The sequence below is a fragment of the Streptomyces sp. NPDC025793 genome (assembly GCF_055558375.1).
The window spans coordinates 241,849-265,984 of the sequence record NZ_JBVHMR010000003.1 but is presented as its reverse complement, the minus strand read 5'-3'; the positions used below and the strand labels follow the sequence as shown (position 1 = coordinate 265,984).

Annotated in this window: 20 protein-coding genes and 1 pseudogene; 10 read left to right on the top strand and 11 right to left on the bottom strand. The window is 72.3% G+C overall.

The features are described 5' to 3' along the window. The first annotated feature begins 178 nt into the window (after nt 1-178). A complete protein-coding gene (locus ACZ4MF_RS08640) occupies nt 179-1,291 on the top strand; it encodes an ADP-ribosylglycohydrolase family protein (RefSeq protein WP_467491076.1) in 1,113 nt (370 codons plus the stop codon). Between the two features lie 187 nt (nt 1,292-1,478). On the opposite strand, the gene ACZ4MF_RS08635 is transcribed toward ACZ4MF_RS08640, so the two are convergent. After that, complete coding sequence (locus ACZ4MF_RS08635) at nt 1,479-3,011, bottom strand: sodium:solute symporter family protein (RefSeq protein WP_467491074.1); 1,533 nt, start codon at nt 3,009-3,011, stop codon at nt 1,479-1,481. Nucleotides 3,012-3,113: 102 nt separating this feature from the next. Next, on the bottom strand, nt 3,114-3,902 hold the full coding sequence (locus ACZ4MF_RS08630) for an SDR family oxidoreductase (protein ID WP_467491072.1): 789 nt from the start codon (nt 3,900-3,902) through the stop codon (nt 3,114-3,116). Nucleotides 3,903-4,002: 100 nt separating this feature from the next. Between ACZ4MF_RS08630 and ACZ4MF_RS08625 the strand changes: the two genes are divergently transcribed. After that, entirely contained in the window at nt 4,003-4,851 is an 849-nt protein-coding gene (locus ACZ4MF_RS08625) for a hypothetical protein (RefSeq protein ID WP_467491070.1), read from the top strand. A 26-nt stretch (nt 4,852-4,877) separates the two neighbouring features. Here the strand turns inward: ACZ4MF_RS08625 and ACZ4MF_RS08620 are convergent, their stop codons facing one another. Next, entirely contained in the window at nt 4,878-6,767 is a 1,890-nt protein-coding gene (locus ACZ4MF_RS08620; protein ID WP_467491068.1) for an MFS transporter, read from the bottom strand. A 232-nt stretch (nt 6,768-6,999) separates the two neighbouring features. Beyond that, nucleotides 7,000-9,351, bottom strand: coding sequence for a D-alanyl-D-alanine carboxypeptidase (locus ACZ4MF_RS08615; RefSeq protein WP_467491066.1), 2,352 nt, complete (start codon nt 9,349-9,351; stop codon nt 7,000-7,002). A gap of 174 nt (nt 9,352-9,525) precedes the next feature. Between ACZ4MF_RS08615 and ACZ4MF_RS08610 the strand changes: the two genes are divergently transcribed. The 3 genes from ACZ4MF_RS08610 (at nt 9,526) to ACZ4MF_RS08600 (ending at nt 11,769) form a co-directional block, all read left to right on the top strand. Continuing rightward, entirely contained in the window at nt 9,526-10,281 is a 756-nt protein-coding gene (locus ACZ4MF_RS08610; protein WP_467491065.1) for a GOLPH3/VPS74 family protein, read from the top strand. A 247-nt stretch (nt 10,282-10,528) separates the two neighbouring features. Beyond that, nucleotides 10,529-11,386 (top strand): helix-turn-helix domain-containing protein, encoded by an 858-nt coding sequence (locus tag ACZ4MF_RS08605; protein WP_071377081.1) that lies wholly within the window; start codon nt 10,529-10,531, stop codon nt 11,384-11,386. 191 nt (nt 11,387-11,577) lie between these two features. Continuing rightward, the gene (locus ACZ4MF_RS08600; protein WP_071379290.1) at nt 11,578-11,769 is read left to right on the top strand and encodes a DUF397 domain-containing protein; all 192 of its coding nucleotides are present in this window, start codon (nt 11,578-11,580) and stop codon (nt 11,767-11,769) included. Between the two features lie 169 nt (nt 11,770-11,938). Here the strand turns inward: ACZ4MF_RS08600 and ACZ4MF_RS08595 are convergent, their stop codons facing one another. From ACZ4MF_RS08595 to ACZ4MF_RS08585, 3 genes are all read right to left on the bottom strand, one after another. Further along, a complete protein-coding gene (locus ACZ4MF_RS08595) occupies nt 11,939-12,811 on the bottom strand; it encodes a MerR family transcriptional regulator (RefSeq protein WP_467491062.1) in 873 nt (290 codons plus the stop codon). A gap of 61 nt (nt 12,812-12,872) precedes the next feature. Then, entirely contained in the window at nt 12,873-13,373 is a 501-nt protein-coding gene (locus tag ACZ4MF_RS08590; protein ID WP_467491060.1) for a glutathione peroxidase, read from the bottom strand. A 9-nt stretch (nt 13,374-13,382) separates the two neighbouring features. After that, entirely contained in the window at nt 13,383-14,381 is a 999-nt protein-coding gene (locus ACZ4MF_RS08585) for an ArsR family transcriptional regulator (protein ID WP_467491058.1), read from the bottom strand. A gap of 99 nt (nt 14,382-14,480) precedes the next feature. On the opposite strand from ACZ4MF_RS08585, the gene ACZ4MF_RS08580 reads away from it, so the two are divergent. After that, the gene (locus ACZ4MF_RS08580) at nt 14,481-15,767 is read left to right on the top strand and encodes an MFS transporter (RefSeq protein WP_467491056.1); all 1,287 of its coding nucleotides are present in this window, start codon (nt 14,481-14,483) and stop codon (nt 15,765-15,767) included. 247 nt (nt 15,768-16,014) lie between these two features. Here ACZ4MF_RS08580 and ACZ4MF_RS08575 read toward each other — a convergent pair. Further along, nucleotides 16,015-16,473, bottom strand: a pseudogene (locus ACZ4MF_RS08575) (SPFH domain-containing protein); the annotation flags it as partial. A 200-nt stretch (nt 16,474-16,673) separates the two neighbouring features. Beyond that, nucleotides 16,674-17,582, bottom strand: a complete 909-nt coding sequence (gene cynR / locus ACZ4MF_RS08570; RefSeq protein ID WP_467491054.1) for a transcriptional regulator CynR — start codon at nt 17,580-17,582, stop codon at nt 16,674-16,676. A 137-nt stretch (nt 17,583-17,719) separates the two neighbouring features. Between cynR and ACZ4MF_RS08565 the strand changes: the two genes are divergently transcribed. Together ACZ4MF_RS08565 and cynS are read left to right on the top strand one after the other, a co-directional pair. After that, on the top strand, nt 17,720-18,313 hold the full coding sequence (locus ACZ4MF_RS08565; RefSeq protein WP_467491052.1) for a carbonic anhydrase: 594 nt from the start codon (nt 17,720-17,722) through the stop codon (nt 18,311-18,313). 44 nt (nt 18,314-18,357) lie between these two features. Next, nucleotides 18,358-18,828: a cyanase gene (gene cynS, locus ACZ4MF_RS08560; protein WP_467491050.1), complete on the top strand. Its 471-nt coding sequence runs from the start codon at nt 18,358-18,360 to the stop codon at nt 18,826-18,828. Nucleotides 18,829-18,880: 52 nt separating this feature from the next. Here the strand turns inward: cynS and ACZ4MF_RS08555 are convergent, their stop codons facing one another. After that, nucleotides 18,881-19,708: a hypothetical protein gene (locus ACZ4MF_RS08555; protein ID WP_467491048.1), complete on the bottom strand. Its 828-nt coding sequence runs from the start codon at nt 19,706-19,708 to the stop codon at nt 18,881-18,883. A gap of 84 nt (nt 19,709-19,792) precedes the next feature. Next, nucleotides 19,793-20,434, bottom strand: coding sequence for an RNA polymerase sigma factor (locus ACZ4MF_RS08550; protein WP_467491046.1), 642 nt, complete (start codon nt 20,432-20,434; stop codon nt 19,793-19,795). A gap of 509 nt (nt 20,435-20,943) precedes the next feature. Between ACZ4MF_RS08550 and ACZ4MF_RS08545 the strand changes: the two genes are divergently transcribed. Both ACZ4MF_RS08545 and ACZ4MF_RS08540 read left to right on the top strand, forming a co-directional pair. Then, the gene (locus tag ACZ4MF_RS08545; protein WP_467491044.1) at nt 20,944-21,732 is read left to right on the top strand and encodes a hypothetical protein; all 789 of its coding nucleotides are present in this window, start codon (nt 20,944-20,946) and stop codon (nt 21,730-21,732) included. A gap of 14 nt (nt 21,733-21,746) precedes the next feature. After that, nucleotides 21,747-24,065, top strand: a complete 2,319-nt coding sequence (locus tag ACZ4MF_RS08540; protein WP_467491042.1) for a bifunctional polysaccharide deacetylase/glycosyltransferase family 2 protein — start codon at nt 21,747-21,749, stop codon at nt 24,063-24,065. Nucleotides 24,066-24,136: the final 71 nt, after the last annotated feature.

The following is a 24,136-nucleotide window of genomic DNA, read 5'->3' as shown; positions in this document are numbered from 1 at the left end:
GTGCTTACGCTATATACAGTTGTTGGCGGCGTCAATGGGGCGGCACGTGGCAGGGCGAAGCGTTCGCGACTGGGCGGGAATGAACCTTTGGTGACGGTTTGCCCCACTGAACGGACCGTTCCAGGTCGATTACAGTGCTGAGCGTCGTACGGACGGACGGTGCCGTGAGGAGGTCTCAGTGGGTGCGACGTCCGGCGCCGTCTGGGGACGCGCCGAGCAGCAGGACTTCCGGAGCAGGGTGCGCGGCACACTGCTCGGGGCCGCCGTGGGCGACGCGCTGGGCGGGCCCGCCGATCCGCTGTCCCTGGAGGAGATCCGGGCCGCCTACGGCCCGGAGGGGCTGCTCGACCTCGCCTTCGGGCAGGGCCGGCGCGGGACGGTCACGCACCACACCCAGCTCACCCTCTTCACGGTCGACGGGCTGATACGTGCCCAGGTGCGCCGGGACACCGGCGCCTGGCATCCGCCGACCGACCTGCACCGGGCGTATCTGCGCTGGGCGGCGACCCAGCGGGACTGGGGGCCCGACGAGCGCCGCAAGGACGACGGCTGGCTGGCCCGCGAGGAATGGCTGTACGCCCGCCGCGAGCCGAGCCGGGGCCTGCTCACCGGGTTCGGTGACGAGGCCATGGGGACGCTGGAGAAGCCCAAGAACCCGGGGGAGTCGGGGCCGGAGGCGGTCGCCCGCTCGGCGCCGTTCGGGCTGCTGGTCGGCTGGGAGCCGCAGCTCGTCGCCCAGCTCGCCGTGGAGTGCGCGGCACAGAGCCACGGACATCCGATCGCCTACCTGTCGGCGGGCGCGTACGCCGTGATCGTGCACGCGCTGGCCCGCGGCGAGAGCCTCGACGGGGCCGTCCAGCGCGCCCTCGGCCTGCTCTCCGCGCGCCCCGGCCACCAGCCCGTCGCCGACGCCCTCCAGCATGCGCTGGGCGCGGTGCGCCAGGGCATCCCGAGCCCGACGCGGGTGGAGGAGCTGGCCGGGGACGGGACGGCGGACGGGCTGCTGGCCGCGTCCGTGTACTGCGCGCTGGTGGGCGAGGACGTACGGCACGGGCTGTGCCTGGCGGTGAACCAGAGCGGCCCGTCGGCCGCCGCGGGCGCCCTCACCGGCGGCCTGTTGGGCGCCCTGCACGGCGAGACGGCGCTGCCACCGGGCTGGCTGGCGGAGCTGGAGGGCCGCCCCACGATCCTGGAGCTCGCCGACGACTTCGCGATGGAGATGACCCAGGGCCCCGCGCTGCACGGGCCCGCGGGCTCCTCGCCCGGTTGGCTGGCGCGCTATCCGCGGTAGGAGGCGACGCGCGCCCGCGTCCGGGGCGTGGGGCTCTGGGCCGGGTGTTCGGGGGCCGGGGGCGGGTGTTCGGGGTTGCGGGTGCTGGTCGGGGGCCGGGTGCTGCACGGGTCCGGGGATCGTCGCCGGGCAGGCCGGCGCGCTCCCCGCGGGGCTGAGGGGCGGCGCGCCGACGACGGACGGTCTGCTACGGCGCCACCACGGGCACGGACACCGCCGCGTCCCCGTCCGTGTTGACCCGTTCGATGATCTCCAGCCGCTCCGGGGTGTCCTCCGGCTTCAGGTAGCCGATGAGGACGTAGAGGACGAGCGAGACGACCAGCGGGACGGACACCTGGTACTGGAGCGGGACCCCGCCCGAGATCTCCCAGTTGACGGGGTAGTTGACCAGCCAGAAGGCCAGCAGGCCGGCCGCCCAGCTGACGAGGGCCGCCGTGGGGCCGGAGCGGCGCAGCGGCCGGAGCAGGCCCAGCATCATCGGGATCGCGATCGGACCCATCAGCCCGGCCACCCACTTGATGACGACGGTGATGATGTCCTTGAACGTGGGGGAGTTGACCTGGGTCGCCACCGCCATCGACAGGCCGAGGAAGACCACCGTCGTCACCCGGGCCGCGACCAGTCCCGAGCGCTCGCTCCAGGACCGGGCCTGCCGTGACAGCACCGGCGCGACGTCCCGGGTGAAGACGGCGGCGATCGCGTTGGCGTCGGAGGAGCACATCGCCATCGTGTGGGAGAAGAAGCCGACGACGACCAGGCCCAACAGGCCGTGCGGAAGCAGCTGTTCGGTCATCAGGCCGTAGGAGTCGGAGCCGTCCGGCTTCTGCGCGTGCACCAGGAGCGGGGACATCCACATGGGGAAGAACAGGACGACCGGCCAGACCAGCCACAGGACCGCCGACAGCCGGGCCCCGCGCTCGGCCTCGCGCGGGCTGCCCGTCGCCATGTAGCGCTGGGCCTGGTTGAGCATGCCGCCGTTGTACTCGAAGAGCTTGATGAAGAGGAAGGCCAGCAGGAAGACGGCGCCGTAGGGGCCGACGAGCGGCTTGCCGTGGCCGTGCAGGGCGGGCTGGTTCCACGCGTCGAAGAAGCCGATGTGCTTGTCGTGCAGCTTCAGCACGACCGTCACGAACATCGAGGCGCCGGCCAGCAACTGGATGACGAACTGGCCGAGTTCGGTCAGCGCGTCCGCCCACAGGCCGCCGATCGTGCAGTACACGGCCGTGATCGCGCCGGTGATGAGGATGCCCTGGTTCAGCGTGATGCCCGTGAACACCGACAACAGCGTGGAGATGGCGGCCCACTTGGCGGCCACGTCCACGATCTTCAGCAGCATGCCGGACCAGACGAGCGCCTGCTGCGTGGAGAGGTTGTAGCGGTTCTTCAGGTACTCCAGCGGGGAGGCCACATGGAGCCGCGAGCGCAGCCGGTTGATGCGGGGCGCGAACAGCTTCGACCCGATGGCGATGCCCAGCGCGATGGGGAAGGACCAGGTGACGAAGGAGGTGACGCCGTAGGTGTAGGCGATCCCCGCGTACCCGGTGAACATGACCGCGCTGTAGCCCGACATGTGGTGGGAGATGCCGGACAGCCACCAGGGCATCTTGCCGCCGGCCGTGAAGAAGTCGGAGACGTTGTCCACGCGCTTGTGCGACCAGACGCCGATCGCGACCATCACGCCGAAGTAGCCGATGAGCACGGCCCAGTCGAGACTGTTCATGGACTCGATCGTGGGTGCGGTCACATGAACACGACAAGCAACTGTAAGGTCAAGTCACCGTAAAATCGTTCTACTTGATGACCTCTGTTCATGTCCTTGAACTCACCGCATCACCTCACCCGCGTTGACCAGCAGCGACTGCCCGGTGATGGCCCGCGCCCGGTCGGAGGCGAGGAAGGTGACGGCGTCGGCCACGTCCCCGTCGGTCGCCAGCTCGGGCAGCGCCATCCGCCCCGTGAGCCGTCCCATCACCTCGGACTCCGGCACCCCCTCCGTCAGTGCGGTGAACTGGACGTAGGCCCGCACCGGCGGGCCCCACATCCAGCCCGGCAGCACGGTGTTGACCCGGATCCGGTCCGGGCCCAGCTCGTGCGCCAGGGAGTACATCGCGCTCGTCAGCGCCCCCTTCGACGCCGCGTACGCCGCCTGCTTCACCTGTGAGGGCGCGGCGACGGCCGACTGCGTCCCGATGAAGACGACCGAGCCGCCCCCGCCCTCCCGCAGCGCGGGCAGACAGGCCCGGGTCATCCGCAGTGTGCCCAGCAGGTTCACGTCGATGACCGACCGCCAGGTCGCGAAGTCCGCGTCCTCCACCCCGCCGAAGTGCGAGTCCCAGGCCGCCACGTGCACCACCGCGTCGATCCCGCCGAACCGCTCCCGCGCGAGTGCCGCCAGCGCCGCGCACTGCCCCTCGTCCGTGATGTCGGTGGCCCGGTACGCCGTACGCCCGCCCGCCGGATCGATCTCCGCCGCGCTCTTGGCGAGGTTCGCCCCGGTGCGCGCCCCGAGCACCGCGTTCCCGCCGTCCCGTACGACGGCCGCGGCCACCTGGTGGCCGAGCCCGGCGCCGACCCCCGAGACGACGACGGTCTTTCCGGTGAGCAGGGACATCCGTACCTCCCGGGCTATGGCGCTTTACCTGACGGGCCGTCAGGCTATGGGCGAGCGCGGAAAGACGGAAGGGCACGGGAGGGCACGGGAGGGGAATCGCATGAGCGAGGAGACGGACACCCGCAGCGAGGTGTACGGGGAACTGGCCGCCCTGGGCCCCTACGGCGTGCGTCCCGGCCACGCCCTGATCACCATGGTCGAGCCGCACCCCGGGCACGAGTACGCCTACAACCGCTGGTACGAGGACGACCACTACTACGCCGGCGCCATGGCCATGCCCTGGATGTACGCGGGCCGGCGCTGGGTGGCGACCCGGGACCTGCAACTGCTCCGCTATCCGGAGAAGTCGGCCGTCGCCCAGCCCGTCACCGCCGGCTGCTACCTCTCCACGTACTGGATCACCGCAGGCCGCTACGACGACCACATGAGGTGGACCGTCGCCATCAACAAACGCCTGAACCGCGACGCCCGCGTCCACCACGCCCGCACCCACGTCTTCACGGCCTTCCAGGACCACGAGACCACGGTCTACCGCGACGGCGCCGCCGGCCCCCGCGACGTCCACGCCCTCGACCACCCGTACGCCGGCCTGGTCCTGGAGGTGATCGACGCGCACGGGCCCGAGCAGCGCCCGCAGCTCCTCGACCGGCTCCGCACCCGCGACCTCCCCCGTCGCCTCGCCGGCTCCCCGGCCGCCATGGTCACGGTCTTCCGGCCCACCCCGCTGCCCGGCGACCGCATGACCTACGTCAAACAGGTCGAGGGCACGGGCACCCGCCTGACCCTGTTGTGGTTCCTGGAGCAGGACCCGCGCGAGTGCTGGCAGGACCACTTCACAGGCCTGGACGAGCAGGTGGGCGAGTCGGGGCTGGGCAGGGTGGAGCTGGTGGCGCCGTTCATTCCCACGATCCCGGGTACGGACCGATATGTCACCGAGCTACGCAGTTGACGGTTTCGGACGGGCGGGTGGGAAGGCTATTTCAACTCGTCCGGACAGGGAGTGCCACGAGGCAACTGGTACGGCGCCGCCAGCCGATACGTTCCGGCCCGCGGAGCGATCAGCATCGTCCACTTGTCGCCGTTCACGTCCTGCGGCGTCTCCGTCAGACATCCGTTGAGGTTGTCGTACGACTTCGGCGTGCCGTCCGCCCGGTGCCTGGAGGCCTCCGTCTCCTGCGGCGGCTTCACGCTCTTGCCGTGCGCGTCGACGATGCTCAGCCACGGCGAGTACGGGATGCGGATCAGGATCCGCCCGGCCTTGCGCACCCGCAGCGTCATCTCGCCCTGGTCGGCCCGGTCCACCACCGCGTTCGGCTCGGCGAGCGACGCCGGATCGGTCACCTGGAACAGCTGCCAGTTGGCATCGCCCCAGATCTGCTTCAGATACGGCATCCCGCGCTGCAGCAGCGCCCGCTCGCGCACGCCGCCGTCCCCGTCCGGGTTGTCCTTCGGCAGCACCACGAAGTGCACGGCCCACCGCTGGAGCCACTCGTGGTAGTTCGCCGAGTTGAGCGTGTCGTCGTAGAAGAGCGGGTTGCGCTCCATGTCGGCCTGCCGGTTCCAGCCGCGCGCCAGGTTGACGTACGGCGCGAGCGCGGACGCCTCCCGGTGCGAGCGCGCCGGGACCACCTCGACCCGGCCCTTCTCGGCGCCGACCTTCTGGAGCTGGTTCACCAGCGGCGCCAGCTCGCGCGCCCACGACGCGGCCGGGGTGGTGTGGATGATGTCGTCGACCGACTTGTAGCCGACCCAGCCGACGAAGCCCAGGAACGCCAGCACGGTCAGGTACCACTGGCGCGACCTCGGCACCGTGAACGGCAGCGCCGCGACCAGCGTCGCGCCCGCGAACAGCATCGGCAGCCGCGAGATGTTCGACCCGATCTGCGAGCTGATCAGCCACACCAGCACCACGCTGAGGCTGTAGACGGCGGCCGTCAGCCGGACGGTCACCCACTTCTTCGGCACCAGGAACAGGCACAGCAGGCCGTACAGCAGCGGCATGACCACCGAGCCGAACGTCATCGGCTGGGTGCCGGAGAACGGGAAGAGGAAGTAGGAGGCGGCGACCACCGCGGCCGGGGCGAGCCCCAGCGTCCAGGTGCCGGGCCGCCGCTTCTGCAGGAACAGCGCGACCGCGACGAAGCCCACGAACAGCCCCGAGACCGGCGAGGCCATGGTCGACAGCCCGGCCAGCGTCGCGGCCGCCGCCGCCTTCGACCGGCGTCTGTGCCGCCACCGGTGCGGCCAGCAGAACACCGCCGCGACCGCGCCGAGCCCGAACATCGTGCCGAGCCCGAAGGTCACCCGGCCCGACACCGCGTTGGCCAGCAGCGCGAACACCCCGGCGAGCGAGACCCACAGCGGGTTGCGCACCGCTCGGCTGCGGATCAGGACCAGGGTCAGCAGGCCCGCCGAGGCCGTCCCGGCGATCATCATCGTCGTACGGACGCCGAGGACGGCCATCAGATACGGCGAGACGACGCTGTACGACACCGGGTGCATGCCGCCGTACCAGGCGAGGTTGTACGCCGAGTCCGGGTGCCGGCCGACGAACTCCGCCCAGGCGTCCTGCGCCGCGAGATCGCCACCGCTGTTCGCGAACGTGAAGAACCAGATGATGTGCAGGACACCCGCGAGCGCGGTGATCGACAGCACGGGATGCCGGAGCATCCGCTGCCGCAGGGGCTCGGCGGCGACGAGGAGCCGCGCACGCCTGCCGGGCCGTACGCCGTCGGTACGACCGTCCGTGTCAGCCGCGGACAGATCCGTGTCAGCCGTGGACGGGCGTATTCGCGGGCCGGACCCCGGGGGGTTTCCCGGGCCCGGATCGGCGTCGTCGGCGCGTGTCGGCTCCGCTGTGGCCACCTGAAGGCACTCCCCGTGTCCCGTCTTCTGTTCTCGGCCGCGCCCCTCGGAGGTCCGCCGTGGGTTCCGAGGTGTTCGCGGCCGCTTCTCGTCCTGTTGGCCGTCCCGTCCCGTGACCGACGACCTGCCCCGATTCGTGACGCTAGCACGCACCCCGCCGCGGGGCTCCCGGGGTGGGGCTCCGACGACGGGGTGCGGGGGTGGTGCGGGGGTGCTGCGTCTGCCCGGCGGGTCAGCTCACGCGGGTGAGCTTCGCGCCGAAGCCGGGCTCGGCGAGATCCTTCTGGAGAGCCACCGGCACCTTCACGGCTCCGGCCGAACCGTCACCCACGGTCAGCGTGCCCACCGTGGTGCCGGCCTTCGCGGTGTGCGGAACGGAGTCGGAGGCGAAGGACAGCTTCACCTTCAGCCCGGACCAGCCGACCGCCGTGACGTCCTTGGTGACCACGATCGGGGTCTGCCCGCCGAGCTGGTCGTCCACGTAGCCGACCACGTCACCCTTCTGCAGGATCTTCGCGCCGGTCAGCGCCTGCTGGGCGCCGAGCAGCGCGGTCTTGCTGACGTCGTTGACCGTGTCGAGGATCGACGGCTTGTGCTGGCCGAGGATCGCGCCGACGATCGTGACCGTCTGTCCGCCGACCGTCTTGCGGGAGGCGAAGAGCAGATTGCCGCCGGCCGCGGTGGTGCTGCCCGTCTTGATGCCGATCGCGCCGATCTTGTACGGCAGCGCGTTCCAGTTGGGCCAGTTGTGACCGGTGGGGTCCGTCCAGCTGGCCGCGCTGGTGATGGCCACCAGGGCGGGGATCTTCACGACCGCGCGGCCGATCTTCACCTGGTCCTCGGCCGTGGAGACCGTGGTCTCCTTCAGACCCGAGGGATCGGTGTACGTCGTGTTCGTCATCCCCAGCTCCTTGGCGGTCGCGTTCATCTTCTTGACGAACGCCGCCTCCGAGCCCGCGTCCCAGCGGGCCAGCAGCCGGGCGATGTTGTTCGCGGAGGGGATCATGACGGCCGACAGGGCCTGCTTCTCGGTGAGGTAGTCACCGGCCTTGATCGTGTTGAGGGTGGACTCGCCGCTCTTGTCGTAGCCGCCCTCCTTCTCGGCCGTCGAGTCGACCTTTATCCTCGGGCCCTCCTCGCCGGGCTTCAGCGGGTGGTCGCGGAGGATGATGTACGAGGTCATGGTCTTGGCGACCGAGCCGATGGCCACGGGCGTCTGCTCGCCGAAGCGGCCCATCGTGCCGATGCCGTCGCCGTCCATCCAGCCCTGGCCCTCGCTCGGCCAGGGCAGGCTCACCGCGCCGCCGTCGAAGGTGTAGCTGTCCTTCGCGGTCAGCACGAGGGTGGGGGACGGCAGCGGGCGCAGCGCCTGTACGACGACGAAGACGATCGCCAGCAGCACGACGAGCGGGGTCCAGATCTTGACCCGGCGCACGAACGTGCGGACCGGGGTTTCCGGGGGCGGCGGCGTGTTCGTCAGCTCCGCCAGCAGGTCCAGCGGGGGCTTGGGCGGCAGGGGCTGCTGCGTGGTCCGCTCCGGGCCGACCTGCGGGACCGGGGTGGTGACGTCGGCCTTGGCCTCCGGCTTCGGCTCCTTCAGATCCGGCTTGAGCGCGACGAACTTGCTGGTGCGCTCGGGGTCGGACGCGGGGTCCTGCGGAGCCTCGGGGGCCTTGGCGGACTTGGCGGCGCCGCCCAGCTTGAGCATGGTCGTCGGCTGATCGACCTGCGGCTTGCGTACGGTCTTGAAGACGGCGGTCGGCTGGTCGACGGCCTTCGCCTCCGGCGCTTCGGCAGGATCGTCCGCCGCCTCGTCCTCGCCGTCCTCGCCGTCCTCGCCGTCCTCGCCGTCGGCGTCGTCGGCGGCATCCGCGGCTTCCGGTTCGTCACCGTCCTCAGTGGCCTCATCGGCCTCAGGCTTCTCGGCCTTCGCGTCCGTCTCGGCCTTCGCGTCCGTCTCAGCCTTCTCAGCCGCCTCGGCATCGGCCTCGGCGTCCTCGTTCTCGGCCTCGTCCTCCGCCTCGTCCTCCGCGGCGGCCTCGTCGTCGGCCGTCACGGCGTTCGCGGCCTTCGGCTCCGCCTCGGTGTCCGCCTTCCCGGCGTCCTCGGCTTCGTCCTCGTCGGCGCTCTCGTTCGCATCTGCAAGCGCTTCCGCGTCGGTGTCGGCGGCCGTGTCGCCCCCGGCCTCCGTCTTCGCGGTCTCCACGGTCTCCCCGGTCTTCCCGGCCTTCGCGTCCTTCGTCTCCCCGTCGGCCCCGCGCACCCAGGCGGACACCGCGTCGCGCAGGGCGGCGTCCGCCTCGGAGGCGGTCGTCGTCCCGGTCTCGGCGGGTTCCCCGGAGTCGGCCGTGTCGGTCGTGCCGGCCGCGTCGTCATCGGACTCGGTGTCCCGCACCGTCAGGATCTTCGTCGCCGTGTCCACGCCGCCGCCCGAGGAATCCTTTTCCCGGGAGACCGCGAGGCGCGGATCGGGGGCCTCGGGAACCGAACCCCCGCTCCCCGGCGTCGGTTCCGCCGACGACTCGCGCTGCTTCGACCTGTCGGGGGACTCGCCCGCCACCGATGCCTCCTCCGTGCGGCGCACGGCTCTGTCCGCGCGCCCTGTCCGAACCATGTACCAGTGTCCTGTGTGGGGGCTTGGCCCCTGGGCTAGACGAGAACGACATACCTACCGGTTCCCTCACGAACCGGTCACGCACCCTCGACAGACCAATGTGAGAGGGGTCACCCTGTCATTCATCCACGCGGGGAGGCATGGATGGGCAGGAGCCGCAGAACAATTCCGGAGGAGCTTCTGCTGCTGGCATTGGACCCGACCACGGGTACCACTGCGCAGCCGCAGTCGCTCGACCTCGGTCTGGCCGGTGCACAGCTAGTGGAGCTGGCGCTGGCCGGACGGATAGCCCCAGACGGGGATCGTATCGCCGTGGTGGCCCCACGGCCGACTGGAGATCCAACACTGGACTCCGCGTTGGAGTTGCTGCGCAGGCGCGGCGCTCCCGTGCGTGCCGTCCACTGGATCGGCGGGCCCCGGCTGGGGCTCCGTCAGACGTACCTCTCGCATCTGGAGCGGTGCGGCATGGTCGCCGCCGTGCCGGGTCAGATGTGCGGGGTGCTGCCGACGACGCGCTACCAGGCGACGGACACCGCCATCAGCCGGGAGATCAGGGCCCGGCTGGACTCCGCGATCCGCACCGGCGTACCGCCGGACCCGCGGACCGCGGCGCTCGCCGCCCTGGCGCACGCCGTCGGGCTCGGAAAGCACCTGTATCCGGGGAACGAGGGCCGCTCGTCCCGTTCCCGGCTGCGGGACCTGATCCGGCACGACCCGATGGGCGGGCTCGTCGCGCACGCCGTGATGGACGTCCAGAACGGTGCGGCCGCACAGCCGCGCCGCGCTCCCGCCGCCGCCGGGCGGCAGGGCGCGGCCGGCGCCCGGATCGCGCCGGAACCCGCACGCGGGGTTCCGATGCAGCCGCACCGCGGGTCCATGGCACGCGTCGTGGCCCACTAGGCCGCAACCCCGGTCCCCCCGGACCCGGTTCGGGAGCCGCTGGTCAGAGCGGGACGGTGAGACCCTCGATTCGAGAGGGGTCGCACCGTCCCGCTCGACTGCGTGTGTGGCGGGTGGTGGCGAACTGACGTGCACGCGCCGCATATCCCTCGTTTCCCAGCGGTAGAAAGCACCTTGGTGGCAGTCTGCTCAACAGCAGATACGGAAAGTGTTAAGCAACAGGCAGGCAGCCGGAGGTGCACGTCCCGTGGCGTCCAATGTCAATCCCACCGTCAGGCGGCGCCGGCTCGGCCAGGAGCTGCGCAGGCTCCGTGAGCTCAAGGGCATGACGGCCGAGGAGGTTGCGGAGCGGCTGCTCGTTTCGCAGTCGAAGATCAGCCGGCTGGAGAACGGCCGCAGAAGCATCAGCCAGCGCGACGTGCGCGACCTGTGCGGGGTGTACGAGGTCGAGGACCAGCGGATCGTCGACTCGCTGATGGAGATGGCCCGCGACTCGCGCCAGCAGGGCTGGTGGCACACGTTCGGAGACATCCCGTACAGCGTGTACATCGGACTGGAGACCGACGCCGAGTCACTGCGGGTGTACGAACCCCAGCTGGTGACCGGTCTGTTGCAGACCCACGCCTACGCCGAGGCCCTCGTCCAGGGTGCCCTGCCGGAGACGTCGCCGGCCGACATCGAGAAGCGGGTGCAGGTGCGCCTGCGCCGACAGGAACGTATCACCGCCGAGGGCAACCCGCTCCGGCTGTGGGTGGTGCTCGACGAGGCGGCGCTGCGCCGGGTCGTCGGCAGCAGGCTGGTGATGCGCGAACAGCTCGACCACCTCATCGAGATGTCGCAGCTGCCGCATGTCACCGTGCAGGTCCTGCCGTTCGAGGTGGGCGCGCATCCGGGGCTCAACGGCCAGTACGCGATCCTGGAGTTCACCGACGCGGCCGACTCCAGCGTGGTCTACCTGGAGGGCGTCACCAGCGACCTGTACCTGGAGAAGGCGCAGGACGTCCAGAAGTACGCCGTGATGTACGAGCACTTGCGGGCGCAGTCCCTCAATGTGGAGCAATCCCGGCAGTTCATCGCGAAGGTGGCCAAGGAGTACGCGGACTGAGCCGCTGTCACGAAAGGCGCCGGATCGTACACCGCCGGTCCACTCCATTGGAAGGCCCGTCTGGAATATGCCATCCGGTCGAGTGAACGACTACTCCAGCGCGGGCAGTTGCCCGGTAGCGTCGATCACGCCAATCAGCCAAGAAGGTTGGCGTGAACCGCACCATCGCAACTCGCACAACAGGAGTGGACATGGCACTGATTCAGGGCGCTTCGGAGACGTGGATGAAGTCCTCCTACTCGGCGGGCAACGGCGCCTGCGTGGAGGTCAGGTCGGCCACCGCCGCCGAGCTGTCCGTCCGTGACTCCAAGGACGTCGCGGGCCCGGTCCTGGCCTTCCCCGCCGACGCCTGGAACGCCTTCGTGGCCACGGTCAAGGCCTAGGGGGCTCTCCCTGACTCCTGGCGTCACTGGCGAGGATCGCAACGGCGTCGCTGACGAGGATCGCAACGTAGAGCCCACAGACGACACAACTGCACAGCAGCACCTCCCACAGAGCCCTCTCGACCGGTCGCCGTCCTTGCCGAGAGGGCTCGGTGCTGTCCAGCGACTCCTATCGGGTCACTGGAAAGGCCACGTCACACACCGGGTCCTTTGGCCCGGCCGTGTCCCAGTCGGCGAAGTAGACCTCCCGGCACGGCCCGGCCATCTCCAGCCCCTGCCCCGCGATCCACTGCTCCACCGCCTCGAAGGCGGCCAGGATCTGCGGATGCGCGACCTGCGCCTTGGTGATCCGCGTGAAGGCCAGCCGCGCGGCCGGCTCCACCCGCACCCGCGTCCGCCGGGCCCACCCGGCGCGCTCGGCCCACACCCGCGCCGCCGCCTCGTCGGCCACCGGCACGCAGGACTCGGCCGGCCCGTCGCTCTCCATCGACACCTCGGCGTGGTAGACCACGAACGGCGCCCCGGTCACGCCCCCGCACTCCCGCGCGGCGCCCACCAGCCGCTCCAGCGACCCGCCGATCCACGTCGGCAGCTCGTCCGCGAGCGTGTGCCGCGACTCGGTGATCACCAGCTGCGCCGGTACGTCGACGGTCTCGACCACGAACTTCCCGTACATCTCGGAGTTCCTCCCCGACAGTCGTCCACGGAGGTACTCGGCGAGGGTCCGCTGCCCGGCCACCCGGGTCTCCACGCCCGCCCACCAGCCGGCCAGCCGCTCGGCGGCCTGGGCGCCGCTCTCCGCCCCGACCACCTCGGCGATCCGGGCGAGCGGCATGTCCAGCTGCCGCAGCAGGGCCACCAGACGGGCGCGTTCGACCTGGTCGGCGCGGTAGCGGCGGTAGCCGCTGACCTCGTCGACATGCGCCGGGGTCAGCAGGCCGAGCCGGTCGTACAGCCGCAGGGCCTTGGCCGACAGCCGGGCCCGTGCGGCGAACGCGCCGATCGTGAGCAGTTCCTCGTCCACGAGAGCATCCTCCGTCACCGGGCGCGGTCCGCCCGGTGACAGGGACGCTCGGCCTTGCCCCAGGGGCAAGGTCAACCGGTCAGCCCAGCTGGGCCTCGATGGCCGTCACGACCTCGGCGGACTCCGGCTCGGTCTGCGGCGAGAAGCGCGCGGCGACCCGCCCGTCCCGGCCGATCAGGAACTTCTCGAAGTTCCAGCGGATGTCCCCGCTGTGCCCCTCGGCGTCCGCGAAGTCGACCAGCCGCTGGTACAGCGGGTGCCGGCCCTCGCCGTTCACCTCCACCTTCTCGGTGAGCGGGAAGGTCACGCCGTACGTCGCCGAGCAGAACTCCGCGATCTCCTCGGCGCTGCCGGGCTCCTGCCCGAGGAACTGGTTGCAGGGCACACCGAGGACGGTGAAGCCCTGTGCGCCGTACCGTTCCTGGAGCTTCTCCAGGCCCGTGTACTGCGGCGTCAGGCCGCACTTGGAGGCCACGTTCACGATGAGCACGGCCTGGCCGGCGTACCGGTCCAGCTCGGCGGGGCCACCGGCGAGCGCGCCGATCTCGACATTCAGGGGGCTGTGGTCAGCAGTCGTCATGCCCGAAGGCTAGCCCTGCCCCCCGGGGTCTTCGTCGGGGCCCGTGCCCGCGGCCTCCACCAGGACGTCGCCCGCCGGTGTCCGCCCGTACAGGACCGACCGGCCCGTCCGCCACCGCTCCGCCAGGCCGGCCTCCCGGAGGACCTTCAGATGGCGGCCCACCGAGCCCAGGCCCTGGCCGGTCAGCGCGGTCAGCTGGGTGGTGGTCAGAGGGGAGCCGAGGAGGACCAGGACGGCGGCCCGGGCCGGGCCGAGCAGCGCGCCGAGGCCCGCCGGGACGGTCCGGGCGCCGGTGTCGGCGAGGACACCGGCGCACGGGTAGACGGCCGCGTACCGTACCCCGTCGTCCCAGGCCACCCACCCCGCCCGCTGCACGGTCACCGGTACGAAGAGGAGCTCGGCGCCGGAGATCTCGCGTGGCGGGTACTCGTGCAGATTGATCTGGAGCCGGTTCTCGCCCAGCCAGCGCGTCCGCCCGGGCCGCAGGGCGTCCAGGACGCTCACCCAGCCGCCCCGGCTCACCTGCGCCGTCCGCGCGACCACGTCCGCCTCCAGCACCCGCCGGCGCCGCTCCCAGGACGGCCGTACGGTCTCCTCCCACACCCACTCCAGCAGCGCCGCCGCCCGCTCGGGCAGATCGTCCCGCTCCAGCCCGGCCGGGAGCGGACCGGCGACGGCGGTGCGCAGATGCGCGCGGGCCATGGCGGGCGGCGTCGAGCGGACCCGGGCGACCTCCTCCGCGAACGCCTCCCCGCCGCGCGGGGCCGGCGTCAGGAAGTCGGCGATCCACTCCCTCCCGAGCCCGGCCCGCACCAGCGGCTCCGCCACCGGGTCCGCCGCCAACAGCGCGCGGTAGCCGGGCAGATGACGGCCCAGCCACGTCCGCTCGCCGGGATGCGCCACGTCACCGACGTGCAGCAGCCGCAGCGACGCGAAGGTCTCGGAGAGCTCTGAGATCACGAACCGGCTCCCGGCCAGCGTGTCCGCGTTGAGCTGCCACCACCCCACACCAGCCACCCCCTGGAACGACGTTCACAGCCCCTACGACCTTTCGCGTGGTGGCGAAACCATAACGACCCGCCCGCGGTGTCCCCGACACTCCGGAGCATGCCCACCTACCGCTCCTTGTTCCGCGCCCCGGAATTCATCCCGCTCTTCCTCGGCACGGCCGCGCAGACCGCCGCGCAGACCGTCGGCGGGCTCGCCCTCGCCACGCTCGTGTACCGGGCGACCGGCTCCCCGCTGCTGTCCGCGGTGAGCATGTTCGGCCCCTCGCTCGCCCAGGTGCTGGGCGCGACGGTCCTGCTGTCCGGCGCCGACCGCCTTCCCCCGCGTACGGCCCTGTCGGCGATCGCACTGACCTTCGCGGCCGGTACGGCGTTCCAGGCACTGCCCGGCCTGCCCGTCGGCGTGGTCCTCGCCGTCGTCCTCGCCCTCGGCCTCGTGGCCTCGCTCGGCGGCGGGGTCCGCTGGGGCCTGCTGAACGAGATCCTGGCCAAGGAGGGCTATCTGCCCGGGCGTTCGCTGTTCAACATGATGAGCGGGCTCATGCAGATCGCCGGGTTCGCCACCGGCGGCGCCCTGCTGACCGCGCTCTCCCCGAGGGTCTGTCTCCTGCTGTCGGCCGCCCTGTACCTGACGGCCGCGCTGGTGCTGCGCCTCGCCCTGACCGCCCGCCCGCCCCGCGCCACGGGCCGTCCCTCCGCCCGGGCGACCTGGCGCGCCAACTCCGCGCTGTGGTCGTCCCGTTCGCGCCGCCTGACCTATCTGGGCCTGTGGCTGCCCAACGGCCTCGTGGTCGGCTGCGAGTCGCTCTACGTGTCGTACGCCCCGCACGCGGCCGGCACCCTGTTCGCCTGCGGGGCGCTCGGCATGTTCGCCGGGGACGTGACGGTGGGCCGCCTGCTGCCGCCCGCGGTGCGCCGCCGCCTGGCCGCCCCGCTGCTGCTCCTGCTGGCGACGCCGTACCTGCTGTTCGCCGCGCACCCGCCGCTGCCCGTGGCGATGGTGTGCGTGACGCTCGCGTCGGCCGGCTTCGGCGCGAGCCTCGTCCAGCAGGAGCGGCTGATGGAGCTGACACCGGACGAACTCGACGGCCAGGCCCTGGGGTTGCACTCCGCGGGCATGCTGACCATGCAGGGCGTGAGCGCCGCGCTGGCCGGCACGGTGGCCCAGGTCACCTCGCCCGCCGCGGGGATGACGACGATGGCGGCGGGCTCGGTCCTGGTGACACTGGCGCTGGCTACGGCCGGCCGTCGCTCTCCTGAGCCTGAGCCGGGGCCGGGGCCGGGGCCGGGGCCGGGGCCGGGGCCGGGGCTGAAGCAGGAGCCGGGGCCTGCTGCGGCGGCTGGGACGGCTGGGGCGACCGGGACGGCTGGGGCGCGCCGGGGTTGAGGTCGGCGTCGATCTTCTGCACGGTCCGGTCGAAGTAGCGCAGCAGCTCGACGGGGAACGGCATGACGAGGGTGGAGTTCTTCTCGGCGGCCACCTCGACGACGGTCTGGAGGAGACGCAGCTGCATGGCCTCGGGCGTGTCCGACATGATCCGGGACGCGTTGGCGAGCTGCTGCGCGGCCTGGAACTCACCGTCGGCGGTGATGACCCGGGCCCGCCGCTCCCGCTCGGCCTCGGCCTGCCGCGACATGGACCGCTTCAGCGACTCCGGCAGCTGGACGTCCTTGATCTCGACGCGGTCGATGTGGATCCCCCAGCCCGCGGCCGGGCTGTCGATCATCAGCGCCAGCCCCTCGTGCAACCGCTCCCGGTCGCTGAGCAGGTCGTCCAGATCGCTCTTGCCGATGATGGACCGCAGGGAGGACTGGGCGACCTGCCCGACGGCGAAGACGTAGTCCTGCACCTCGATGGCCGCGCGCACCGGGTCGGTCACCCGGAAGTAGACGACGGCGTCGACCTTCACCGACACGTTGTCCTTGGTGATGCCCTCCTGGGTGGGCACGGGCATGGTCACGATCTGCACGTTCACCTTGCGCATCCGGTCGGCGAACGGGATCAGGAAGGTGATGCCGGGCTGCCGGTGGCTCGGCAGGGCCTTCCCCCACCGGAACACCACCCCGCGCTCCACCTGGTTGACGACCCGCATCCCGCTCTTCAGCACGAGCAACAGCAGCAATGCCACCACGACGACCGCCACCACGGTGCCCTCCATGGCACTCCCTTCCTCGCGACCGGCACGAACGCCGGTACGGACACCGGCAAGGACACCACCCGCGCCCGGCCGGATGCGACCCCCGCGTCAGGACTCCGTCAAAATGCGCCGCTGGACCGGGCCGTGACCCCGCGTCACCGGGGCGGGGCGTAGCCGCGGGTGCGGACGAGGTCGTGGGTGAGCTCGGCGAAGGCGCGGGCGGCGGCGCTGCGGTAGGCGCCTTCGCGGTGCAGGAGGGTGACGGTGCGCGGGGGCAGCGGCGGGTCGAGGGCGACGGGCGTGAGGTGGGGGTGGTCGTGGGTGACGGCGTCGGGCAGCACGGTCGCCACCGGGGTGCGCCGCACGATCTCGGTGAGGGCCTGCACGGAGTTGGCCTCGACCGCGATGCGCGGGGCGGCCCGCTGCCGGGCGAAGTAGGCGTCGATGTGGGCGCGGGTGGCGAAGTCGCCGCTGAGCAGTGCGAGTTGCACGTCGCTGAGAGCCCGCACCGGCAGGGGCTCCGGCAGCGCCCGGGGGTGGTGGGTGCCGGTGACGAGGCTGAGGGTCTCGGTGAACAGCGGCGTCGGGGCGACGCCGGGCAGGTGGGCGCCGCTGAACGCGATGCCGAGGTCGAGGTCGTCGGCGAGCAGGGCGGCCTCGATGCGGTCCTGGGTCGTCTCGGTCAGGGCCAGGCTGACGCCGGGGTGGCGGGCGTGGAGCGCGGCGGTGAGCGGGCCGACGAGGTAGGCGGTGAAGGTGGGGGTGACGCCCAGGCGCAGATGGCCGCGGGAGAGGTCCTGGACGTCGTGGACGGCCCGTTCGGCGGCGGCCAGGTCGCGCAGCGCGCGGCGGGCGTGCTCGGTGTAGACGGCGCCGGCGTCGGTGAGCCGTACCGTGCGGCCGGTGCGGTCCAGCAGCTGCACGCCCAGGGAGCGCTCCAGCTGCCTGACCTGCTGGGAGAGCGTGGGCTGGGAGATGTGCAGGTCCTCCGCGGCACGGGTGAAGTTGCCGTGTTCGGCGACGGCGAGCAGATAACGCAGGTGACGCAGCTCCAGGACGGCCATGAACACCACTGTAGCCGCAACTATAGATACGACCACTAACTCTCATGCCTAATAGCTCTTGGACTCTATAGGCACAGGTCGTGCATGGTGGATTTCGCCAGCCCGCAGGGGCCGGTCACCACCGAAGGGAGTGCCCCATGCAGGACCTCGCCGAGGGTGTCGCCCGTTTTCAGCGGGACGTCTTCCCGGCCAAGGCGGAGCTCTTCGCCCGTCTGGCCACGCGGCACACGCCCCACACGCTGTTCATCGGCTGCTCCGACGCCCGCGTCGTCCCCGAGCTGATCACCGGGTGCGAGCCCGGTGAGCTGTTCGTCATCCGCACCGCCGGCAACCTGGTCCCTCCGCACACCCCCGGTGCCGACGGAGTGGCGGCGAGCATCGAGTACGCCGTCGGCGCGCTCGGTGTCACCGACATCGTCGTGTGCGGCCACTCCGCGTGCGGGGCGATGACCGCCCTGGCCGAGGGGCACGACCTCAGCGACGCCCCGGCGGTCGCCACCTGGCTGCGGCACGCCGACGCCTCCCGGGCCCGCACCGCCACCCCCGGCGACGTGCCGTCCCTGGTGCGGCAGAACGTGCTCGCGCAGCTGGCGAACCTGGCCACCCACCCGTCGGTCGCCCGCGCCCTCGCGGAGCGGAAGGCCACCCTGCACGGCTGGGTGTACGACATCGGCACCGGCCGCGTGACGCGCCTGCCCACCGAGGCCCCCGCCCCGGCCCCGGCCGCCTGACCCCTTTTGACCGACCCCCATCGAAAGAGAAGGAAGTACCGATCATGATGCACGCCCAGTTCGACCCCACCGCCCGTCAAGCCCTGGCCAACACCGCCGTGGACGCCAAGACCCGCAAGAACCTCTCCTGGCAGCGGATCGCCGACGCGGCCGGCCTGTCCGTCGCCTTCACCACCGCCGCGGTGCTCGGCCAGCACGCCCTGCCGGAGGAGTCCGCCCGCGCCGTCGCCGAACTGCTCGGCCTGGACGAGGACGCGGCGATGCTGCTCCAGACCATCCCGACCCGCGGCTCGATCCCCGGCGGCATCCCCACCGACCCGACCGTCTACCGCTTCTACGAGATGCTCCAGGTCTACGGCACCACGCTCAAGGCCCTGGTCCACGAGGAGTTCGGGGACGGCATCATCTCCGCGATCAACTTCAGGCTGGACGTGCGCAAGGTCGCCGACCCCGAGGGCGGCGAGCGCGCCGTCATCACCCTGGACGGCAAGTACCTGCCGACCAAGCCGTTCTGACCCCGAGCGGGCCCGGTCCGGCTCGCGCTGAGCCGTGCCGGGCGGTCCGCGGCTACTTGTGCTTCCCGCCGCCCTGGCCGCTCGTCCGGCCGTCCCCGCCCGTCCTGCCCGTGCCGCCGGTGTTGTTGCCGGACGTGCCGCCGCCGGACGTGCCCTTGTCGGAGGAGGTGCCGGTCCTGCCCGTCGCGCCGTTGCCGGAGCCCGCGGAGTCCTTGCCGGACTTGCCCGTGCCGGCCGACCTGCCCGGCGTCGCCGTCGCCCGCCTCAGCTGCGCGGAGCAGTAGTCGGCCACCTCGGCCTTGCCGCCGGCCGCCGCGACGAGCTGCTGCCAGACCTTCGCGTCGAGCGCCTTGCCCCGGCCCTGGACCTGCTCATAGGCGCGGCAGCGGGCTTCGGTGTCCTGGGCGGGGGCCGGCCGGTCCGTCGACTGCGGCCCGCCGGAGGAGGCCGACGAGGCCGTACCGCCCGGCCGACCCGGAGCGAGGGCCGACGGGTGCGCCGTCTCCCCGCCGCCACCGGAGCCGTGTGATGACGAGCCGACGTAACCGACGGCCGCGACCGCGACACCGCCCAGGGTGAGGCTGGCGAGCGCCACGCCGAACGTCATCCTCAGCGGGCGCCGGGCACGTCGCTCCCCGGGAGGGCGCCAGTCGTCCCGGCGCCGGGTGCGTGCGCGGTGCGGACCCGCGGCGTGGGCGGCGCGGAAGACGGCCACCGCCCGCTGTTCGGCCCGGGGGTCGGGATCGCCTTGGCGCAGGGCGGCGGCCAGGACCGTTTCCAGAGCGCCGGCGTCGCGCGCGTCCCGAGGGCCGGATGCGGCGCCGCCGGGCTGCGCATGGTGACGGCGCGGTACTCCGCCGTCGCCCAGCCGTTCAGCCATGTCCGCTTCCGTTCGTGTCCGACAGGTTCGATTCGTCCGGCGTGGCTTGCGCTGATGCACCGTCCGCCGGACCGCTGTCGTCGTTCATCTCGATTTCCCCAGCGCGCGGGGATCCGCATCTGTCACTTCCGGCACCGTTCCGTCCGTCTCGCCGTCGGTCCCGAGCTGGCGGGCGAGGCGTTTCAGGCCGCGGTGGGCGGCGGTGCGCACCGCTCCCGGCCGCTTGCCGAGGACCCGTGCGGCGGCGGGTCCGTCCAGGCCGACGACGACCCGCAGCAGCACGGCCTCGGCCTGGTCCCGCGGCAGCCCGCGGACCAGCTCCAGCGCCCGCTCGGTGGAGAGGGACTCCAGCGCCTGGTCGTGGGTGCTGTGCGGACCGGGCAGGTCCAGTACGTCCTGTTCGGTCCCGCCCGCCCGGGGCCGTACGCGCTGGCGGCGCAGATGGTCCAGGGCCCGGTGTCGGGCGATGGTCGCGGTCCAGCCGCGAAAGCCGGCGCCGTCCCCCTTGAAGCGCCCGAAGTTGCGGGCTATCTCCAGCCAGGCGTCGGACGCCACGTCCTCCGCGTCGTCGCCGACGATGCCGCGCACGTAGCCGAGCAGGCCCGGCTGGACGATCCGGTAGGCGACCGCGAAGGCGGTCTCGTCGCCGTCCTGGGCCCGTGCGACCGCCGCACCCAGCTCCCCGTCGCGCGCCTGTGTGCGCGGGGACTGCCGTACCTGGCCCAAGATCGTCCTCGTTCACGCCGGTTCATGGCGAGTGCCTGTCGTCCGCCGCGCTCCGGTCGCATCGGCGGCCCCTCATGTCCAGCGCCCGCCGCCTCGGAAGTGTCACCCCGCATCAGGTGTCCTGCACGTTCCCGAAGGTGTCGCCGTCGCCGGTGCCGTCCGGACCGGGTGACGTTCCGCGAGGCCCGTGCGCTGGGGGGATACCGGGCTCGGTACCGGGCAGGCCCCGGCGACCGCCCGCCGGTGCCGCAGCCCACCCCGGACCTCTCTCCGGACCGTCCGTGACTCCCCCCGTGGGCGGCACGGAGAGGGGCGGGACGGCCGGGGCCCCGACCACTGACCGGGGCCCCGGCCCCTCGCACTCCCCGTCGGCACGGCCGGGTGCGGGGATGCGGTGGTGAAGTGGACGTTCGAGGCGTGAGTTGTGGGCGAGGTGTAACAGTTTCGGCCCGCCGCGCTCTGTCCAAGCGGACGACCGCGCCGGTCGTCCAGGACAGGGGACACGACTCGTGCAGTGGACGAACGGAAACGGCGGAGCGTACGGCGAGGATCCGTACGCCGGCGCCGGGTACGCGTATGCCTACGGCCACGAGGGGTACGGCCACAGCGGATACGGCTACGAGGCGTACGGCTACGAGGGGTACGGCTACGAGGCGTACGGCGGCGACACGGCCACGCTGACCTGGGACCCGGCGCGGCCGACGCAGTGGGCGCGGCCGCACCCGACGGTGTGGGACGGCGCAGGCGGTCCGGCATGGGAGGCCGGCCACGGCGACGTCCTCACCGTGCCCGCCCCGGAGACCGACACACAGCCCATCCCCTTCGTTCCGGTGCCGGCACCGGAATCCGAGCCGGTCCCGGACACGCCGGAGGGCGAGTCGGCGCGGCCGGTCTTCGTGGATGTCTCGGGCCGACGCCAGCGCCGCGTGATGCGCGCCGCACGGCTGCTGGTGATCCCCGCCGGCGGCTATGTCGCCCTGCTGATCAGCACCGTGCTGGGCGGCCCTGGCGGCAGCGCCCCCTTCGTCCCGCAGCCGGACGCCGCGCACCGGGCGACGCCCCGCGTGACCGCCTCCGACTCCCCGTCCGGGCCCGGCCACTCCGCGGGAAGTGCGGGGCACCCCGAGTCCCGTTCCACGGGGCAGCGGACCGCCCCGCCCGTCCGGCCGACAGCCTCGACGGGCCCCGCGGCCACCACGTCCACCGTGGCCGCTTCCCCGACGGCCACCGCCCGTCCGACCCCGACATCCTCCTCCCGGGGGCGTGCCCTCGGGACGCGCCACAAGCCCGTGAAGTGAGCCAAGGCCCCGACGTGACCGATCGACGCCGCCGTACCGCCCGTACCGCCCCCGTCCGCCGCCGCGGCCGGACCCGCCGGATCACCCCCCGCGCCCACTGGCTGCTGCTGAGCGTGCTCGCGGTGACCCTGTCGACGGCCCTGCTGCTCCAGGGGTACACCCATCACATGTTCGGGATCACCTCGGACGACGTGACCGGTGCCCGTGGTCGCAGCGAGGCGGTGCCCGCCCAGGTGGCCGACGGCGGTCCGGTGATCGCGAACGCCGCGGGCGCCGTGCACACCGCCCGGCCCCGGGACCGCACCATCGCCCTCACCTTCGACGACGGGCCCGACCCCGTCTGGACCCCGCGCATCCTCGACGTGCTGCGCCGCCATCACGTGCGCGCGACCTTCTTCGTCGTCGGAACCGAGGTCGTGGCCCACCCGGAACTGGTCCGCCGGATCGTCGCCGACGGCCACCAGATCGGCATCCACACCTTCACCCACCCCGACCTGTCCCGCCTCGCCCCGTGGCAGCGCTCCCTGGAACTGCACGAGACCCAGCTGGCGGTGGCCGGCGCGGCCGGGGTCACCAGCGCGCTGCTCAGGCCGCCGTACTCCTCGAAGAACGACGCGCTGACCGACGCCGACTGGTCCGTCCTCAAACAGGCCGACACGGCGGGCTACGTCACGGTGCTCTCCACCCAGGACGCCGAGGACTGGCAGCGTCCCGGCGTGGACCGCATCCTCGCCAACGCGACCCCGCACGGCCACGCCGGACAGATCCTGCTGATGCACGACGCCGGCGGTGACCGCTCCCAGACCGTCACCGCGCTGAACACCCTGATACCGCGGCTCAAGGCACAGGGTTTCCGGTTCGCGACGGTCGGCGCCGCCGTCGGCATGGCCGGGCCCGTCCAGCCCGCCGGCCTCGGCGAACACCTCCAGGGGATGGCCCTGGTGAACGCGTTGCAGGCCGGCGACTGGATCGTATGGCTGCTGGGCGTGCTGATGTACGCGGCCGGAGCGATCAGCGTGCTGCGTGCGGCGGTCGTGGTGATCACGGCCCGCCGGCACCGGCGGCTGCGTGCGGCAGGGCGCCGGGGCGGATCCTGGGGGCCGCCGGTGACCGAACCCGTCAGCGTCGTCGTCCCCGCGTACAACGAGAGCGCCGGGATCGAGGCGGCCGTGCGCTCCCTGCTCGCCTCGGACCATCCGGTGGAGATCATCGTGGTGGACGACGGTTCCACCGACGGCACCGCCGACCTGGTGGAGTCGCTCCGGCTGCCGTGGGTGCGGGTGATCCGGCAGGAGAACGCGGGCAAACCGGCAGCCCTCAACACCGGCCTCGCCGCGGCCTCCTGCGACCTGGTGGTGATGGTCGACGGCGACACCGTCTTCGAACCGGACACCGTCCGCACCCTCGTGCAGCCCTTCGCCGACCCCCGCGTGGGCGCCGTCTCCGGCAACGCCAAGGTCGTCAACCGCGGCGGTCTGCTGGGCCGCTGGCAGCACATCGAGTACGTGGTCGGCTTCAACCTCGACCGCCGGCTGTTCGACCTCGCCGAATGCATGCCGACCGTTCCGGGTGCGGTGGGCGCGTTCCGCCGCGGTGCGCTGCTGGATCTCGGCGGCGTCAGCGACGTCACCCTCGCCGAGGACACCGACCTCACCATGGCGCTGTGCCGGGCCGGCTGGCGCGTGGTCTACGAGGAGGGCGCGGTGGCCTGGACCGAGGCACCGGCGTCCCTGAACGCCCTGTGGCGGCAGCGGTACCGCTGGTGCTACGGCACCCTGCAGGCGATGTGGAAGCACCGCGGCGCCCTGTTCCAGCGCGGCGCCGCCGGCAAACTGGGCCGCCGCGGCCTGGTCTACCTCCTCCTCTTCCAGGTCCTGCTGCCCCTGCTCGCCCCGGTCGTCGACCTCTTCGCCCTGTACGGCCTGGTCTTCCTCGACCCGGTCCGGATCACCGCCCTGTGGCTCGGCTTCCTCCTCCTGCAACTCGGCATGGGCCTGTACGCGTTCCGCCTCGACGGAGAACGCCCCGGCCCGCTGTGGAGCCTGCCGTTGCAGCAGTTCGTCTACCGGCAGCTCATGTACCTGGTGGTGATCCAGTCCGTCTTCACCGCCGTGTCCGGCTCACGCCTGCGCTGGCAGCGCATGGAGCGCTACGGCAGCCTCCGGGCTCCCGCGGGAGCGGAACCCTCCCCGGACGTCGCCACCGCGGGCGCCGCGCGGCCGGAACCGTACGAGGCCGCCCAGCAGCCGCAACCGTACGAGGCTCACCCGCAGCCCTGGTCGTACGCCGCCCCTCCGCAGCCCGCGCCCCACGACACCACCCACTGGTACTGAGCGTTGTGCCCCGCGAGGGCGTGCTGAGCACGGTGGTCGTCGCCATCCACCCCAGGCCGGTCAAGCCATGG